This window comes from Opitutaceae bacterium TAV5, from assembly GCA_000242935.3.
Classification (GTDB): Bacteria; Verrucomicrobiota; Verrucomicrobiia; order Opitutales; family Opitutaceae; genus Geminisphaera.
In genome coordinates, this window is record CP007053.1 from 4,853,404 (window position 1) to 4,868,753 (window position 15,350).

Here is a 15,350-nt window from a genome sequence, read left to right on the forward strand (position 1 = left end):
CTACATCACAAGTTGATTCCCGATATCCCCCGGGCCGGCGGATAATCGGGCTTCTGTGCAAACTTCGGGGAACACCTCGTTCTTGTCTTTATCTGCCGGGCGGTTTGGAGCATGTGGAGTGTGATCCGCCGGACTTCGGCCTTGCTGCGGTCGATGTGCGTGCGGAGCAGTTCCTGCGCGCTTTCGGTGTTTTTCCGGAGGATCGCCTCGATAATCCGGCCATGCTCGGCATAGGTGGCGGCGATGCGTTCCGGTTTCGTGAAATCGAGCCGGCGCACGATCCGGATGCGCTCGGTGATGTCGTGATGGATCAGCGCCATCTCGCGGTTGCCCGTGGCCTCGACCAGTTTTTCGTGAAAACGTTCGTCAAGCCCGGCGACCATGCCGGCGTCCTGCAGCCGTTCGCTCTCCGGCACGAGCCAGACGCGTTTCAGGTCGGCGAAAGCCGCCGGATCGATAAACGGGCCGCCGGTATCCGCCTGAGCGCACAGGCGGGCGACGGCGGCGGTTTCGAGAAGGATGCGCACGTCGTAAAGTTCCTCGAATACACGAAAGTCGAACGGACGCACCTGCCAGCCGTTGCGAAAAAGCACCTCGACATGGCCTTCGCGTTGCAGGCGGAAGAGCGCCTCGCGCACCGGCGTGCGGCTGGTCCGCATGCGCGCGGCCACATCGGTTTCGGTGAACCGGTCGCCGGGCAGGAGCCGCAGGGCGGCGATGTCCTCTTTGATCTGCGTGTAGATCGATCCGGCGCGGTTTTCCGCGCGCTGCGGGGGCCGGGTGGCTGTCTGCAACCGTATCATGCGTTGGCGGGAACCGCAGGCGTTGACGGGTTTGTCGCGGCCAGAAATGCGCGCCAGCCGCCGTAGTCCGTGATGTCGCGGGCGTCGGCAGTAGCCCACGTTTCGCAGATAAAACCCTTCACCGTGCGTCCGTCGGCGAGAGTGAGCGTACCGATCCCGAGCGGCGGGGGGACCAGCGCCACGAACGACCCGAACGCTTCGACCGGCATGTCCCACAGTTCGACGACGATCGGCGCGCCGTCTCCGGTGGGCGTTTTCACGAGGCCGGGTTTGGGCGGCACCGTGCCGGGCAGCGCGAACAGCCGGTAATCGGGGCTGGTGGTGGTTTGCTCCACCAACACGGCGCCGCGTTCGGTGAGCTGGTGATTGAGCGGCAGGCCGCGGAGGTGCGCGCCGACGACAGCGAGCCGGACGGTCGGCGCGGAAGGAAAAGGGAGCGGCGTCGCGGCGGGGTCGGGAAACGGCGGCAGACCGGCGATGCCGGGCGGTTGCGGCGTAAGGTGTTCCCAGGTCTGGCCGAAGGCGGCGAGGGCGGCATCGCTCCAGGCGGGGGCGATCAGTGTGACGCCCGCCGGCAGGCCGTCGTCGCGGAAGGGGGCGGGCAGCGCGAGGGCACATCCGTCGAGGAGGTTGACGAAATTGGTCCAGGTGCCGAGGCGGCTGTTGATCTCCACCGGATTGGCGAGCACATCGGCGATGGTCGGCAGGGTGGGCGCGGTCGGCACGAGCAGCGCATCGACGGAAGCCGTCAGCGCATCGCAGGTGCGTTTGAGATCCGCGAGGCGATACTGTGCCCTGAAAACGGATACGGCGTCGTGGCGGCGCGCCTGTTCGATGATACCGCGCACGACCGGATGGATCGCTTCCGGCTGCGTGGTGATCAGGGATTCGATGGCTGCGTAGCGCTCCGCCACCCACGGTCCCTGGTAGAGCAGCGCGGCGACTTCGAACAGCAGAGAAAAATCCAGCGGCACGAGCACGGCGCCGGTGGCCCGCGCCTGATCGAGGGCGCGTTCCCAGGCGGCGGCAGCCTGCCGGTCGCCAAACCATTCCGGGGTGGCCGGGATGCCGAGGCGGGGACGGGTATCCGGCAGTTTCGGAGCGGCGACGTCCCCGTCGCCGGACGGGACGCCAGTCCCGCCGGACCGGATAGCGCGCAGTCGCGCGTCCGGCGGCGGGGACGCCGCCGCTCCGGTGCAAGTGTCCGGTGCGGCGGGCAGGCGTCTGGTCAGCGCACCCGGCGGCGGGGTGCGCGAATAACCGTCGATGGCATCCGGACCGGCGGCGACGGAGGTCGCGAGGGCGGCGTCGGCGACGGTGAGGGCGAAAACGGATACGCAGTCGAGCGTGCGGCAGGCGGGGAAAACGCCGCGCGTGCTGATCCAGCCGCGCGTGGGTTTGAGGCCGACGATGTTGTTGAACCCGGCGGGCACGCGGCCCGAGCCGGCGGTGTCGGTGCCGAGCGCGAACGGCACGAGGCCGCGCGCGACCACGGAGGCCGAGCCGGAGCTGGAGCCGCCCGAGATGTAGCGTGGATCGAAGACGTTGGGGACGATGCCGTAGGGCGAGCGCGTGCCGACCAGGCCGGTGGCGAACTGGTCGAGGTTGGTTTTGCCGACGAGGATCGCGCCGGCGTCGAGCAGGCGTTGCACGGCCGGGGCGGTGGTTTCGGGCGTCCAGGAAAATTCCGGACAGGCCACGGTGGTGGGGAGCCCGGCGACATCGATGTTGTCCTTGATCGCGAACGGCACGCCGAGCAGGGGCAGGGCTTCTAGCCGCACCTCACCGGAGGCGATGCGCTTTTCGAGAGCCTGAAACTGCGCGTCGATCTGGTCAGGAGAGAGGCGGAGAATCCATGCCGGATCGTCGGGCGGCAGCGAGGCCACGAGTTGTTTTACGGTCCGGGCGGCGTCAGCGAGCGAGGCGGCGGCAGCCTCCCGCCAGCGGGCGATCGCGAGGCCGCGGGGAGCGGCGCCGGGAGGCGAGAGGGGGGACGTGGCGGAGGTGCTGTCGGCAATCTTGTGCACAAGATTGCCGACAGCAGAACCCGTGCCCGGCGGCGAGGAGGACGGGAAAATGAGGGGATTTCAGACAAGGAGCGGCGGCATTCCTGCCGCTGCATTTGCCGGACGGATATCCGGATTGCGGAGAACATCACGCGACGAGGAGCCGCCCCGCCCGTAATCCCTGTCATCGCTACAGGGCGAGGCGCATCGCGCCTCGTCGCAGCGGCAGGAATGCCGCCGCTCCGGGGAGGGGGCATTCCGCGTTTACAGGAGCCGGAGCAATTCGGACGGCGTCGGCGCGGTGGCGCGGAAGGTGTGGGTGCGGCCGCGCCACTCGTAGTCGAAGGCGGTTTCGTGCGAGTGGAGGCAGAGGCGCTTCAGCCCGTGTTTTTTGGCAATCGCCCGGTTGGCGGCGAAATCGCCGTAGGTGGCGTCGCCGACGATGGGAAGATGGCGCGAGGCGCATTGCACGCGGAGCTGGTGACTGCGGCCGGTGCGCGGTTCCAGCTCGAGGAGCGCCAGCGGGAAGGGGCCGCTGCGTTGCTGGCGGAGAACGGTCATGTGCGCTTCGGAGGGAATGTTGCCGCCGGTGCCGGTGCGGATCACGCCGCCTTTTTTCTGCACGACGAGCCGGTCGCGCCAGATCTGGCGTGCTTGTGAGGGAATTCCGAATACGAGCGCGTGGTAAACCTTGAGGATCTGTTTGCGGAGAAACAATGCGCGGATTTCGCGGGCGAGGTCGCCGTCGGCGCAGACGAGGATTGCGCCGGAGGTGGCGGAATCGAGGCGGTTGAGAAGCCACAGGCGGCGCGGGGGCGCGTCGGGGGTCCCGTTTCCGGTTTCCGGGCTCCGGCCCTGTGATGTCCATTCGTAGTATTCGCCGTCGCGGACGTAGCGGGTATGGAGCAGCGAGCGGGGTTCGTCGGCCCGATCGTTGGGGTGCGAGAGGACGCCGGCGGGTTTGTCGAGCGCGGCAAGGCCGTTGGCATCGTGTGCGATGAGGCGGACGCCGGGACCGAGGGGGAGGTCTTGAATGTCCGGCATCGAAGGTCGGGCATTCGGGATCGAAGGGGAATGCCGGTCCCCGGCGGGTCGATGCGCCGGGCGTTGGATGTTCGATGTGGGACGTTGGACGTTCACGGCGTCGTGCGCGGGGTCACTGGTAATGGAAGGTGAAGGTGATCTCCTGCGTCGTGCCGAGGACCTGCTTCATGTCATCGGTCCAGTCGCCGTAAGGGGAGCGGGCCTGGATGGCGTTGACACAACTGTACTCGGCGGGGCGCGAACCGTTGCTCTTCACGTCGAGGATGCGCGCGATTTCGCCCTTGTCGTTGAGTTCGAATTTCACGGTCACGGTCGTGCCGGCGGCGGGATAGACGGTGCTGTTGATGATGAGGCGTTCCCATTGCACCTGCACGGTGTCGACGAGGCGCTGGAGGTACTCGCCATAACTGCTCCACTTGGCGTCGTAGGCGACGGCGCCGATGTTCTCGGTGCCGATGACATTCCTGAGGATCGGGCTGGGGCGGGCGCGGACGACCGTGGCGGCAGGCAGGCGCGGGCGGGGCATGGGACGGCTGCGGTCGATGCGGGGGACGCCGTTGCCTTGCGCGGCGGTGCCGGTCGGGGCGCCGTCGGGTGTGCCTTCGGCCTGGCGGTCGGCGTCGCCGGGGCGGGTGGGGACGGGCGTGCTGGTGGTGCCGGGGCTGTTGTCGGCGGGGCCTTGCAGATTTTCGTAGCCGGGGAGGGGATCGAGCGCGACCTGGGCGGCGTCGGGCGCGGAGGGTTTGTCGGGGACGGTTTCGGGCTCGGGTGTCTCCGGCGCGGGCGGCGGCGGGGGAGGAGCAGGCGGAGCGGGTTGGGTCAGGCTGCCGCTGACGATGGCGGTGGAGTCTTCCTTTTCGCCGTCGACGGCGGGGGTGTCGGCGTCGGGCCGGGTTTCGGGAGAGGGCTCGGGTTGCGCGACCTGCTGGTTTTGCGAGCCGGTGTTGGGCGCCTTGTCGGGCGGGTTGTCGGGAGCGTCGGGATTGACCTCGACAAAGCGCGGCGGGGTTTGTTCTTCGGGTGGCGGCTCGATGACGGCATCGGGCTCGACCTCGATGTCGAACATGCGGGACGAATCGAAGGAGGAGGGTTCCGGCGACCAGCGCGCCCACGGCAGGCGCGGGACGAGGAGGATGAGCAGCAGGTGAAACAGGATCGTGCCGGCGATACCGATGCCGATGGCCCGGCGGTTGTCCTTGCCGGTCGCCCGCCAGAGCAGGTCGGAACCCCGGCGGGAAGCGCGGGCCGGGCGACGGGCGGGAGGCTGCGGACGGTGGACAGGCATGTGGTGTACGTGACGGTGCGGAAAGGACCTAATCAGCGCGAAGGGAGGCGAGGCGTCAACGTGGGACGCGGTTTACGAGGAGTACGATTTGACGAAAGGGACCGGTTCGCACGGGAAACTGCTCCGGGCCGGATTTTACACAAAGCGCGCAAAGAACGCGAAGATCCGGAAGGAATCGTTTTGTTGCCCGTACCCACCTTGGCGGTCTTTGCGGCCTTTGTGTAAAATCTGCTTCTGATGATCCGGAGACCCGCGGGTTATGGGGTTGGCGCATTCCCCGGGAGCGATACGAAAGGTTGTATCATTGGCGTTCTTCTGTTCTCCGATGAAGCCCGACATGGCCAGACAACCCACCATCCTCGACGTTGCGAAGAAGAGCGGATTTTCCAAAAGCACCGTATCGCTCGTGTTGCAGGACAGCCCGGAGATCCCGGACAAGACCAAGACGGCGGTCCGCAAGGTGATGGCGAAGCTCGGCTACCGGCACAACCGCTTCGCCCGCAGCCTGCGCACGCGCCGGTCGCATGTCGTCGGCATGGTGATACAGGATCATCTCAACCCGTTTTACGCCGAGATCGTGCAGCACGCGGAGCAGCTTTTGCGCCGGCACGGCTACGATCTGGTGGTGAGCAGCAGCAACACCGACCTGGAAACCGAAACGCTGGCGATCGAGCGGCTTTTCGCGATGCAGGTGGACGGGATGATCGTCTCGACGATGGATTACGCGCGTGCCGAGCCGTTGCTCTCGTCGATGCAGGCGCAGGGGACGCATTGCGTGGTGGCCGGTCCGGCGTATCCGGGAATCCCTTTCGACGCGGCCACGATCAACGATCGCCCGGCGATGCGCGCGGTGATGGAGCATCTTTTCGCGCTCGGGCACCGGCACATCGGTTTTATCTGGGGCGCGCCGGCTTTCCAGGCGATCGGCGCGCGCTTCGAGGTGTTTCGCCAGGAACTGGAGGCGGCGGGCCTGAGCGTGCGGGAAGAGTGGGTGAAGCGTTGCGGCTTCCGGCTCGAGGACGGTTACGCGGCGGCGGCGGCCTTGTTGCAGATGAAGAAACGGCCGACCGCGGTCTTCGCGCTCAACGACCTGCTCGCGCTCGCCACGATCCGCGCCGCGCGCGACCTTCGCCTGGACGTGCCGGGCGATATTTCCGTGGTGGGTGCGGACAACGTGCAACTGGCGATGTCGTTTTGCCCGTCGCTGACGACGATCGACCAGCCGATCGAACAATACGCCACGGAGCTTACCCGGCTGGCCCTTTCGGGCATCGAGAAAAAAACACCGCCATCGCCTGCCGCCCGCAAATCCGCGGCGGCGGCATCCTCAGCCGCGGGCATGGCGGGTACCGCCGGCAAGGCTCTTCGCTGGACACCGGAGCGGGTCGAATTGACGGCCGGATTCCTCGTCCGCGAAAGCACGGGGCCGGTGCGAGGGTGAATGGATCGAACGCTTGACTTCGGGAGACGTGATTACAATGTGATTACGTGAGAGCAAAAGTCATCAAAAGCGGAAATTCGCAAGCTGTTCGTATCCCGGCGGCCTTTCGGCTGGCCGCCAAAGAGGTTGAAATCACCCGTGAAGGCGGACGGCTCGTTATCATGGACCCCAAGGACATGGCTCGCCGCCATCGCGCGATGCGCAAGTTGATGACGCTTCCTCCGATCGAGGAAGAATGGCCCCGCCCCTGAGTCATGCGCATCTATTTGCCCGACACGAATGTGTTTTCACGCGCGATGCGGAAACAGGATGCGGCGCTTTCGGAACGTTTCATTGAGGCGGCTCCCCGGATCTGCCTCTCGGCGGTTGTCTGGTTCGAGCTGACCTATGGAGCGGAGAAGCGCCCGGACCTGCCGGTTTTTCAGGAGCGGCTTAATCTGCTGAGAGAGGCGATTCCGGAAACCGAACCGTTTGACGAGGAAGCCGCATGGCACGCGGCGCGCCTGCGTGTCTACCTCGAAACGCTGAAACCGAACGCGCAGCCGGTCGGGCATTACGACCTGCTGCTGGCCGGACATGCCCTGAGCATCGGCGCGATCCTGGTGACGCACAATGTCCGCGAATTCGTCCGCGTTCCCGGCCTTGTGGTGGAAGACTGGCAAACGGAAGACTGAGCGCCTTTTCACCGGACATCCGGCGGCTTGAGGGAGGCTCTGAAAATTCTTTTTCCCGATCCGGCAAACTGACGCATTTTTTTAAAAATTGCAGCCGTACAGGATCCTGAAAACAGAACCACGGATTGCACGGATGCACACGGATAAGAAGGAAGCGGCAAGGCATGGTTTGAATCCGTGATGATCCGTGAAATCCGTGGTTAAAAAACGGATACAGATTTATTTGAACCGCTCTGGCCGGGAATGAACGTGGAGCGGCTGCGCCGCAACCGGGAGGTAGCCCACGAAACACACGAAAGGACACGAAAAGAAAGGCAGAAAACCGATGGTTTGTTTTTCGTGAAACTGCCCTGAAAAATCGCGTACGGAAGCGTATGGTTTCTCCCGATACACGGATGCGTTCCGGATTCAAACCGGGATAGCCACAAAAAGCACAAAATTTCCTTCTGCCCGGCGGGAAGCTCCCGCGCGCTTATAAGCGCGATGGAGGATTTCATCCGCGGCGTGTTTTTTCGTGTTTTTCGTGGCCATTCTTCTTCCTTCGGTTACGGCACAGCCGCTCCAGATCATTTCGTGTGTTTGGTGGGCCGGATTCATGGAGATAGTTTGGCGGATTCCGGAAAAGCAACTTGCACCACAGAGGAAGGGAGCGGGCGCAGAGGCGGCTTCGCCGCGAGTGGAGGGCGGCTTCTTGACTGCCTGGCTTGGCCTGTGCATGGTCTGTGCATGGCAACGAAAACGATATCCCTCGAAATTGAGGCGTACGACATGTTGAAAAAGGAAAAGCGCGCGCCCGGCGAGTCGTTTTCACAGGTGGTGCGCCGTCTGGTGACCGACCGCCCCGCCTTGACGGCGGAAGAGCTCATTGAGGCGCTGCAACCGTTCGAAGGCAAGGGAGCCGGGAAAAAGCGTCGCCGCCATGCTGCTGCTTGATACCAGTTTTCTGATCGAACTCGAATCCGAGGTGTCTGCACGCGTCTTGGGGGCGGCCAAACGTTTTCTGGCGGCGAAGCCGTTGGAAAGTGTTGCGGTGAGCATCATATCCCTTGGCGAATTTGCCGAAGGCTTTGAGGACAAAAATGACGTTGAGGCATTTTTGTCGCGATTCCGGGTTATTTCCCTATCGCGGAGCATTGCCTACAAGGCAGCGGCGATGCAGGCGTCGCTTTCGCAACGGCTCGGGGAAAATGATGCATGGATTGCCGCCACCGCGTTGACTTATGACGCCGACCTGATCGGAAGGGAAAAGGCGTTCGCGCGCGTCCCGCGATTGCGTTACAAGACATTCTGATCACGGTGCTCCGGCTCAAAATGCCGGAGCTTTTTGTGGCTGTTGCCGGGAATGGCGAGGCGAAGCCGGAAGCGACGGAATCTGGCCGTCAGGAAAAACAAAACAGCGAATTTTCACTGGACCGTTCCAGAAACCGCTTGACAACTGGAACGGTCCAGTAAATCTCGGTGCAGTTTCTTGCAACGAGGCCCCTCCTCCCGGGGCTTCGGTTTCATGCCAATAACATCCCCGAAATTCCAGGTCACCTGGTCATCATCCTTGTCCATCTATGAAAACCTCGATTCGTCTGTCGTCCGTTCTGTTTGCTGCCGGCGTATTTGAAGCGTGCTTTTGCGCAATGGCGGATCCCGCATCCGCATCCTCGACTTATGTCTATGATGCATCTGTCAATAACTGGTATTCGGCGACCGATGATCGTCCGGCCTTTACCAAATATACCTTTACTCCTGATGGGACTACATCGCCATTTCGTGTAGAGGCTCATACCTCACTGCTTTATGTGAATGTGCCGAATGCAGTCGGAGCCAATGCCAATCTCGTCGGTGCCCACGCCGGAGCAACATGGACTGCCCCGGCTGAAGAACAAATCTCGAGTATAACTCTTTCCTATGGCTCAGTTTTGACCCCCGGCTTGAACCTGTCGGTCTGGGGGGCCAGCGGAACCGGAGCCTTTACGACGGAGTTGGGACGCATTTCTCCGGCAGGTACCGTTGATAATCGCGGTAGCTCCACTTCCATTATCTTTACCGTTCCGGATGGAACGTCCATTACCAGCTTGCAAATCCGGGGACTGGAATTGGTCGCCGCCTCGGCCCTGGGGCAGGGCTGGTATGATCAGATCAGAGGCGTAACGATCGAGACGGTGCCGCTTTCGAACATCCCTGAGCCCTCAACCTGTACCCTGCTGACCGGATTGTGCAGCCTGGGCGTCATTTGCGCTTTCCGTCGCAGACGCTAGCCTAGCTTGCCACCGTCGGCGGCAAGTGCCGAAGCTTCTCCGGTTGTGGCAACAGCTTTACCATTCCTTCCCTGCACACCTGTTAGCCCTTTGTCCCTGCTTTTCTTATGAAACATCTCCTGAACTCCAGAATTCGCTCCGGTTTCACGCTCGTTGAATTACTTACGGTCATCGCAATTATCGGAATCCTTGCGGCCATCATTATCCCTACCGTCGGGAAAGTTCGTGAAACAGCAAAAGCAGCCACGTGTTTGAGCAACATCAGGCAATTGGGCCTCTCCCTGCTCATGTATGCGGAGCAAAATCGAGGACAATTGCCCGGCGAAAACAATCCCAAATGGGACTATGCGGCGCTGTCCATGTTTACACAGGAAAGTAACGGAACGATTCCCTACAATAAAATCCTGAAATGCCCGAGTGACAATGAAGTGCGCACCGGGGAGAATATCGACAAGCCTCGTTCGTATGGCTATAATCCGGTCATGTGCAATCCAGGTGGAGGCTATGGTAATGAATCCATGTATGGTGTCAATTTGCCCGCACCCAATCAAGGGATGCGTATATCTGGAATTCCTAATCCGAGTCGTGTCGCTCTTTTGGTGGAATTTCACAGCAGCCTCAATGTCTATAACAGTGGTGCCTATGCAACGCGGGCAGAGCTGTTGTCCCTCCACAACGGGGGCATGAATGTGGCATTCGCCGATGGCCGCGCCCAACGTATCAAGAATACGCCTGAATTACAGAAAACAGGCGCATATGGGCTAAAGCAATTCATTAACCTCTATTTGCGAAACAGTCCCTGATCTCTTCATCTTGGACTTTTGTCCGGTCTGCTCCCGACTGGCGGGAGGCCGTTCACTTTCTAACACCCAAATCATGATCAAACGCACCTTCTCGTGGGCGCATGTCGCGCTCATTGTCATTACCTGCGCCGTCACGGCTTCAGTGAACGGAGCCACAACGAGGCTCGAATTACAGCCGGACAAGTATCCTGATGCACTTGTCGTGCTAACCAATGGCCAGGACATCTGGACTCCCATGTCCGGATTCGGACCTGTCGTAATCAATGGAAACACGCCCCTTCGTCCCGAAGCTTATCGGGTAAAACTTCGTTCATCGGTCAAAACAAATACGGGTGATTTGCGGCTGGTTTACCACGTGACGAGTGTTTCGGAAAAAACGGAGTTCGCCATCGTCGCGGCACAAGACGCCCAAGGCATCACCCTGACCATCGAAGGACTGTCCGGGAAATTTCAGGGAGTTTATCCCGGACGCCTGCGTGCGAGACCAGAGATCGTCGGCTTTACGGTTCCCGAGCGTGACCGTGAGGACTATCCCCAGCACGGCCGTTTCCCTGACATCTTCTATAACCGGAAACTCGGTGTTTGGGTCCAGGGGAAATGGAATCTTGATTTCGGAAACGCGAGCGGCGCTGATAATTTTTATCTGAAAGACGTTAAGGCCGTGGGTGGCATTGATGCCGTCTATTTCCCCGGATTGACGACGGACAGCAGCGGCAAGGACGCCTCGGCATTGTCAGAATATTATCTGGAAAACGGTCTGGTTTATGTGCCCATTCGTGACGGGGAACGCTTTCCGCTGAAAGAACAGTTTCGCCTGACCACGGGGGAACGGCTCTGGGATGCGGTGCCGGCTGTGGGCCAGAAACCAAGTCCTTACCGCGACCAGATGAAGAACCTGCTCTACGTTGACCTCTGGGGGGGGCTCTACAGCGATCGATCCGTATTTACAAAATGGATGCAATCCACCGTGGGGAAATGGGTTGGCGGACTGACCATTCTCCAGGACTGGCAGGGCGGTGGTTTCGATTCACATCTGCCGCTGGCGATTTCCGACGAACTGCCTCCAAACCCCCGCAAGGCCGGAACGCCGGATCAGTTGAAAACATGGATGGAGCAGATGAAAAGCTGGGGGCTGGCCGGACTGCGCACCAATTATCAGCTCTGGAGAGACACTCCCCTCCAGACTGTAAAGCGCGCCCAAAAAATCGACGGGACGCCGAAATGGCACACACAGCCCCAGGATGTCCTGCCCCTCGTCAAACAGCAGGAAACCTATATCCAGTCTCTCCTCGGCACCACGGCCACCTTCTCTGACCAGTTAACTTCGGGAGGAGCGGCGTGGCCGTATGTCGAATACAGCAAGGAGAACCCTGACGCCGGAACGATACGGGGAGCGCGCACTGCACTCCGCACGCAGTCCAGGCTGATCAAGGAAATCGTCGGAGGCCCTCTCCTCTCCGAATCCCTCAACACCCAGTTCCTCATTGGTGAATATGTGGATTCCGGAGACTACGGAATTTTTGAAGGTTACAGTCGCCTGATCACCCCCGAGTTCAAGCTTCGTCGGCTGCATCACCTCACCACATTTTACGGGATGGGACTCGGATATCGTTACTTCTTCGCGCCTCCTTACGGTAACCAGGGCAACAACCGTCAGAATCAGGGCAACGCCATGTATGCATCTCCATGGGGACCCGGTTCCGATGATTATCGCGCGATGACCATCGCCTACGGGAATGCCGCCTACCTCGACTATCTGAGTGCCGAGGGGATGCACTCTGACAAAGCTCTCACCGAGGCCATGACGGTAGGACTGCTCCAGAAATACTATGTCGGCGAACCTGTCCGGGAAATTTACTATGAAAGCGAGACGCCCGGAGAGTGGGCCACTCTGGAGGCATTGTTGTTGTCGGGAAAAAACCCTCAGCCGTTTTTTGCCCGGATGAAGATCGTTTACAAAAACGGCCTCATCGTCGTCGTGAATCGCAAGGAAGAAAACCTTGCGTGGACGCTGCCTGTGTTCGGCGACATCGTGCTCCCGCGACGTTCGTATGTCGTCTATTCTGCCGATGGTGCTGTTGAAGGCTTCTCCGGCATCCCCGGCGCGTCCGGTGACGCGTCCGCGAGGATCGACTACACGAAAGACGACAACCGGAAGGTTCTCTTCATCAATCCCAGGGCCACCGGTTACAGGAACCTCGTGGCAGCCACGATTTTTGAGGATGGCAAAAAAGTGTACGAACTGCCTCCCGAACGCCGGCTGCGTCCTCGCGTGGCCGGCTCGTTTGAAGACGCGTTTACCGAAGCAGTGCGCTGGGTCGCAGGCAAGGATGTCAAGGCCGGGCACGTGATTGAGGATCAGGACGCATTTGTGCGTATTGAATCTCCGGACACAAGGCCGGCGCGCATTGACAAGCCGGTGGGACGCGTCCTTGGCGGTCGGGTGGCGCTGCGTTATCGCGTCAATCGCACCGATCCGGCCTCCGCAGGCGCCATCGCCAGCGTCGCCCTGATGCGTTTCGGAGAGGTCAACGGCACCGTGCGTGAGGTCGACGGTCGTCAGGCATTTGCCCTTCCCGATACAGATGGCAAGTGGAAGGAAGCGGCGTTCCCCTTTGCGTTCTCCGCGGAGAATACCCGGCATGTGGTTTTGCGCCTCGCGGTGAACGATCCCGAAATCAAGGGGGGGGTCCCGGCCCCCGGCTCACTGGATGTGGATTACATCAGAATCGACCCTGAAAAATGATCCGGACTTTTTCGTCATCGGCTGTCATGGTATTTTTACTACTGATGGCAGGAGCCGTCCCGACATTTGCGACCGGCGCGGGTACGCGGCAAGCGGTCGACGCTCACGCCTTGCCCGAGGTGCGCGTTCCGAAAGTGTCCGTCCCGCCGAAGCTGGATGGCAAGGGAGGCGATCCGGCTTGGCGTGGGGCGGCGCGAGTGGAGCTTCGGGACTTTTGGATGAAGCCGGATGCCGTTCCCGCGCAGGCAACGCGCGTATCTCTCCTGCACGACGGGAAAACACTCTATCTCGCTTTTGATTGTGAGGATGCGGACATCCGTGCTACGTGCGCCGATCACGATGGACAGACCTTCCGGGATGACTGCGTGGAGATTTTTCTCGGCGCCCCGATCGAGCGGTTGGCTGACGCGGCATGTCTGGAAATCAACGCGCTCGGCACGGTGGCCGACTATTATTACCGTCATGCAGACTGGATAAACTACCGTTTCGAGAGCAAGGCGCGGATTGCGGTTTCGCGAACCCGGTTTGACGGTGATGACGGCAAGGAGATGACCGGTTATCGGGTAGAGGTCGGGATTGAGTTTTCCGCGTTCCTTCCTGTGCTCAATTTTTTTCCGGGCGAAGAAGCATCTTCGCTGTCGATGGGGAACATGCCTGTCAGGATACGAGCCAATTTTGCGCGTTGGGACAGGGGGCAACGCGATGCGGGTGGAGAGCGTTTCTCCATCTGGTCTGATCCCCTGTTCCCGTTCGCACATCCCCATCGACCCGAACGTTACGGGTGGCTGATTCTGGAAAAATGACGACTACCTGCGAGGAGGGCGCGGTAAAGCGGGTTGCGGGCTCGGCGCGCCTCAAACATGCCTTGGCGGGGGCAGAAGGGCTGGGGCACAACGTACGAGATTGTTATGACGATAACGACAGCAGAATTGGCGCGGGCGGATGAAACGTGTATGAGGATCGTTCTTCCTCGCCATGTCCGAAGCGATTGTCCCTCTCGAACGCATCCATTCGCTCATTGTTGTCCTGCGCGGTCAGCGTGTCATCCTGGACCGCGATCTGGCAGACCTCTACGGAGTGACCACCAAGCGTCTCAACGAACAGGTCAAGCGCAACGGGAGGAAGTTTCCCGAGGACTTCATGTTTCAACTCAACGAGGAGGAAGTTGCCCACGTGGTACGTTCAAGGTCGCAAATTGCGACCTTGAAGCGCGGGGGTAATATCAAATACGCCCCCTATGCCTTTACCGAGCACGGCGCCGTTCAGGCGGCCAATGTTCTCAACAGCGATGCGGCATGCGACATGAGTGTGCAGGTGGTGCGGGCCTTCGTCGCCTTGCGCCATATGATGATCAACCACAAGGCATTATCGGCAAAACTGGCCGAACTGGACGCCCGGATCGGAATGCATGACGAACAGATCGGAGAAATCGTGAAAACCATCCGGCAACTGGCTGCTCCCGAGGGGCCGCGCCATCGCCGGAAAATCGGATTCCATCCCGGCAACCGCTGATCAAGGTCGCAAATTGCGACCGCCTCGGGCGGGTCATTGTCGAGCCACTTGAGGCCGGGGGAGCAGGCCGTGGCGGGCGAGCAGTTTGCCGACGGTGTCGAGCGGGAAACCGATGACGTTGGAGAGGGAGCCGCGGCGGGAGTCGACGAGGAGGTCGCCGTGTTCCTGGATGGCGTAGCCGCCGGCCTTGTCGAGGGTATGGACGCGGGCGAGGTAGGTTTCGATCGTGGCGTCATCGAGCGGTTTGAAAGTGACTTCGGTCGTCTCGCCGGCGTCCTCGCTCACGCCGCGCGTCCGGTGGCGGAGGGCGAGGCCGGTAAAGACCGTGTGCGTGCGGCCGGAGAGGCGGCGGAGCATGGCGCGGGCTTCGGCGGCGTCGGCGGGTTTGTTGAGCGCGTGGCCGTCGATGAACACCGTGGTGTCGGCGCCGAGCACCCAGCGGTCGGGGTGTTGTTGCGCCACATGGTCGGCCTTGAGCGCGGAGTTGCGCGTGACCATCTCGCGCGGATCGAGCGTCGGATCCTCGTGTTCGGTGACGTTGGCGACGATGACCTCGAACGGAATGCCGAGCGTGGCGAGGAGTTCGCGGCGGCGCGGCGAGGCGGAAGCGAGAATGAGCGGTGCGGGCGTGGTCATGAGTGGCGATGCGATGCCGCGAGAGGAACGGTGTTTTTCAAGCCATGGATGGCCGCGAAAGGGCACAAAATTTCTTTCGTTTTACCGCAATACTGTTCGATCAATGTAAAAAACCACTAATGCACACTGATGCACACTGATAAATCAACCT

At 61.4% G+C, this 15,350-nt stretch carries 16 protein-coding genes; 9 read left to right on the forward strand and 7 right to left on the reverse strand.

Going from position 1 to position 15,350, the window contains the following annotated elements; genetic code table 11:
* Positions 1 to 5: 5 nt before the first annotated feature.
* From OPIT5_20605 to OPIT5_20625, 5 genes are all read right to left on the reverse strand, one after another.
* Positions 6 to 803 carry a GntR family transcriptional regulator gene (locus OPIT5_20605; GenBank protein ID AHF92292.1) on the reverse strand — a complete coding sequence of 266 codons (798 nt, stop codon included), beginning with the start codon at positions 801 to 803 and terminating at the stop codon, positions 6 to 8.
* Entirely contained in the window at positions 800 to 2,569 is a 1,770-nt protein-coding gene (locus OPIT5_20610) for an allophanate hydrolase (protein ID AHF92293.1), read from the reverse strand. Before OPIT5_20610 ends, OPIT5_20605 begins: the two co-directional genes overlap by 4 nt.
* A 504-nt stretch (positions 2,570 to 3,073) precedes the next feature.
* Positions 3,074 to 3,853, reverse strand: coding sequence for a pseudouridine synthase (locus OPIT5_20615; GenBank protein ID AHF92294.1), 780 nt, complete (start codon positions 3,851 to 3,853; stop codon positions 3,074 to 3,076).
* Positions 3,854 to 3,965: 112 nt separating this feature from the next.
* Positions 3,966 to 5,138, reverse strand: coding sequence for a hypothetical protein (locus tag OPIT5_20620; protein ID AHF92295.1), 1,173 nt, complete (start codon positions 5,136 to 5,138; stop codon positions 3,966 to 3,968).
* A gap of 135 nt (positions 5,139 to 5,273) precedes the next feature.
* Positions 5,274 to 5,477, reverse strand: a complete 204-nt coding sequence (locus tag OPIT5_20625) for a hypothetical protein (protein ID AHF94557.1) — start codon at positions 5,475 to 5,477, stop codon at positions 5,274 to 5,276.
* Between OPIT5_20625 and OPIT5_20630 the strand changes: the two genes are divergently transcribed.
* The 3 genes from OPIT5_20630 to OPIT5_20640 are packed head-to-tail and all read left to right on the forward strand — an operon-like array spanning position 5,464 to position 7,253.
* Positions 5,464 to 6,579: an alanine racemase gene (locus OPIT5_20630; protein AHF92296.1), complete on the forward strand. Its 1,116-nt coding sequence runs from the start codon at positions 5,464 to 5,466 to the stop codon at positions 6,577 to 6,579. The genes OPIT5_20625 and OPIT5_20630 overlap by 14 nt on opposite strands.
* 47 nt (positions 6,580 to 6,626) lie before the next feature.
* Positions 6,627 to 6,830, forward strand: a complete 204-nt coding sequence (locus OPIT5_20635; protein ID AHF92297.1) for a virulence factor — start codon at positions 6,627 to 6,629, stop codon at positions 6,828 to 6,830.
* A 3-nt stretch (positions 6,831 to 6,833) separates the two neighbouring features.
* A complete protein-coding gene (locus OPIT5_20640) occupies positions 6,834 to 7,253 on the forward strand; it encodes a pirin (GenBank protein ID AHF92298.1) in 420 nt (139 codons plus the stop codon).
* A gap of 408 nt (positions 7,254 to 7,661) precedes the next feature.
* Here OPIT5_20640 and OPIT5_20645 read toward each other — a convergent pair whose 3' ends face one another.
* The gene (locus OPIT5_20645; protein ID AHF92299.1) at positions 7,662 to 7,850 is read right to left on the reverse strand and encodes a hypothetical protein; all 189 of its coding nucleotides are present in this window, start codon (positions 7,848 to 7,850) and stop codon (positions 7,662 to 7,664) included.
* Between the two features lie 129 nt (positions 7,851 to 7,979).
* On the opposite strand from OPIT5_20645, the gene OPIT5_20650 reads away from it, so the two are divergent.
* The 6 genes from OPIT5_20650 to OPIT5_20675 all read left to right on the forward strand — a co-directional run bounded on the left by OPIT5_20650 (position 7,980) and on the right by OPIT5_20675 (position 14,563).
* Entirely contained in the window at positions 7,980 to 8,186 is a 207-nt protein-coding gene (locus OPIT5_20650; protein ID AHF92300.1) for an antitoxin, read from the forward strand.
* On the forward strand, positions 8,173 to 8,544 hold the full coding sequence (locus tag OPIT5_20655) for a twitching motility protein PilT (GenBank protein AHF92301.1): 372 nt from the start codon (positions 8,173 to 8,175) through the stop codon (positions 8,542 to 8,544). The genes OPIT5_20650 and OPIT5_20655 overlap by 14 nt, the downstream gene beginning before the upstream one ends.
* 1,065 nt (positions 8,545 to 9,609) lie before the next feature.
* Positions 9,610 to 10,305: a hypothetical protein gene (locus tag OPIT5_20660; GenBank protein ID AHF92302.1), complete on the forward strand. Its 696-nt coding sequence runs from the start codon at positions 9,610 to 9,612 to the stop codon at positions 10,303 to 10,305.
* Positions 10,306 to 10,378: 73 nt separating this feature from the next.
* Positions 10,379 to 13,051 carry a hypothetical protein gene (locus tag OPIT5_20665; GenBank protein ID AHF92303.1) on the forward strand — a complete coding sequence of 891 codons (2,673 nt, stop codon included), beginning with the start codon at positions 10,379 to 10,381 and terminating at the stop codon, positions 13,049 to 13,051.
* Complete coding sequence (locus OPIT5_20670; protein AHF92304.1) at positions 13,048 to 13,854, forward strand: hypothetical protein; 807 nt, start codon at positions 13,048 to 13,050, stop codon at positions 13,852 to 13,854. Before OPIT5_20665 ends, OPIT5_20670 begins: the two co-directional genes overlap by 4 nt.
* A 172-nt stretch (positions 13,855 to 14,026) precedes the next feature.
* The gene (locus OPIT5_20675; GenBank protein AHF92305.1) at positions 14,027 to 14,563 is read left to right on the forward strand and encodes a hypothetical protein; all 537 of its coding nucleotides are present in this window, start codon (positions 14,027 to 14,029) and stop codon (positions 14,561 to 14,563) included.
* 33 nt (positions 14,564 to 14,596) lie between these two features.
* Here OPIT5_20675 and OPIT5_20680 read toward each other — a convergent pair whose 3' ends face one another.
* Entirely contained in the window at positions 14,597 to 15,199 is a 603-nt protein-coding gene (locus OPIT5_20680; protein AHF92306.1) for a septum formation inhibitor Maf, read from the reverse strand.
* Positions 15,200 to 15,350: the final 151 nt, after the last annotated feature.

What these genes read in the sequence shown, in the direction of transcription:
- OPIT5_20605 (AHF92292.1), bottom strand. Translation starts at nt 803, where the DNA reads ATGATACGGTTGCAGACAGCCACCCGGCCCCCGCAGCGCGCGGAAAAC.
- OPIT5_20615 (AHF92294.1), bottom strand. Translation starts at nt 3,853, where the DNA reads ATGCCGGACATTCAAGACCTCCCCCTCGGTCCCGGCGTCCGCCTCATC.
- OPIT5_20620 (AHF92295.1), bottom strand. Translation starts at nt 5,138, where the DNA reads ATGCCTGTCCACCGTCCGCAGCCTCCCGCCCGTCGCCCGGCCCGCGCT.
- OPIT5_20630 (AHF92296.1), top strand. Translation starts at nt 5,464, where the DNA reads ATGAAGCCCGACATGGCCAGACAACCCACCATCCTCGACGTTGCGAAG.
- OPIT5_20625 (AHF94557.1), bottom strand. Translation starts at nt 5,477, where the DNA reads ATGTCGGGCTTCATCGGAGAACAGAAGAACGCCAATGATACAACCTTT.
- OPIT5_20640 (AHF92298.1), top strand. Translation starts at nt 6,834, where the DNA reads ATGCGCATCTATTTGCCCGACACGAATGTGTTTTCACGCGCGATGCGG.
- OPIT5_20645 (AHF92299.1), bottom strand. Translation starts at nt 7,850, where the DNA reads ATGAATCCGGCCCACCAAACACACGAAATGATCTGGAGCGGCTGTGCC.
- OPIT5_20650 (AHF92300.1), top strand. Translation starts at nt 7,980, where the DNA reads ATGGCAACGAAAACGATATCCCTCGAAATTGAGGCGTACGACATGTTG.
- OPIT5_20655 (AHF92301.1), top strand. Translation starts at nt 8,173, where the DNA reads ATGCTGCTGCTTGATACCAGTTTTCTGATCGAACTCGAATCCGAGGTG.
- OPIT5_20660 (AHF92302.1), top strand. Translation starts at nt 9,610, where the DNA reads ATGAAACATCTCCTGAACTCCAGAATTCGCTCCGGTTTCACGCTCGTT.
- OPIT5_20665 (AHF92303.1), top strand. Translation starts at nt 10,379, where the DNA reads ATGATCAAACGCACCTTCTCGTGGGCGCATGTCGCGCTCATTGTCATT.
- OPIT5_20670 (AHF92304.1), top strand. Translation starts at nt 13,048, where the DNA reads ATGATCCGGACTTTTTCGTCATCGGCTGTCATGGTATTTTTACTACTG.
- OPIT5_20675 (AHF92305.1), top strand. Translation starts at nt 14,027, where the DNA reads ATGTCCGAAGCGATTGTCCCTCTCGAACGCATCCATTCGCTCATTGTT.
- OPIT5_20680 (AHF92306.1), bottom strand. Translation starts at nt 15,199, where the DNA reads ATGACCACGCCCGCACCGCTCATTCTCGCTTCCGCCTCGCCGCGCCGC.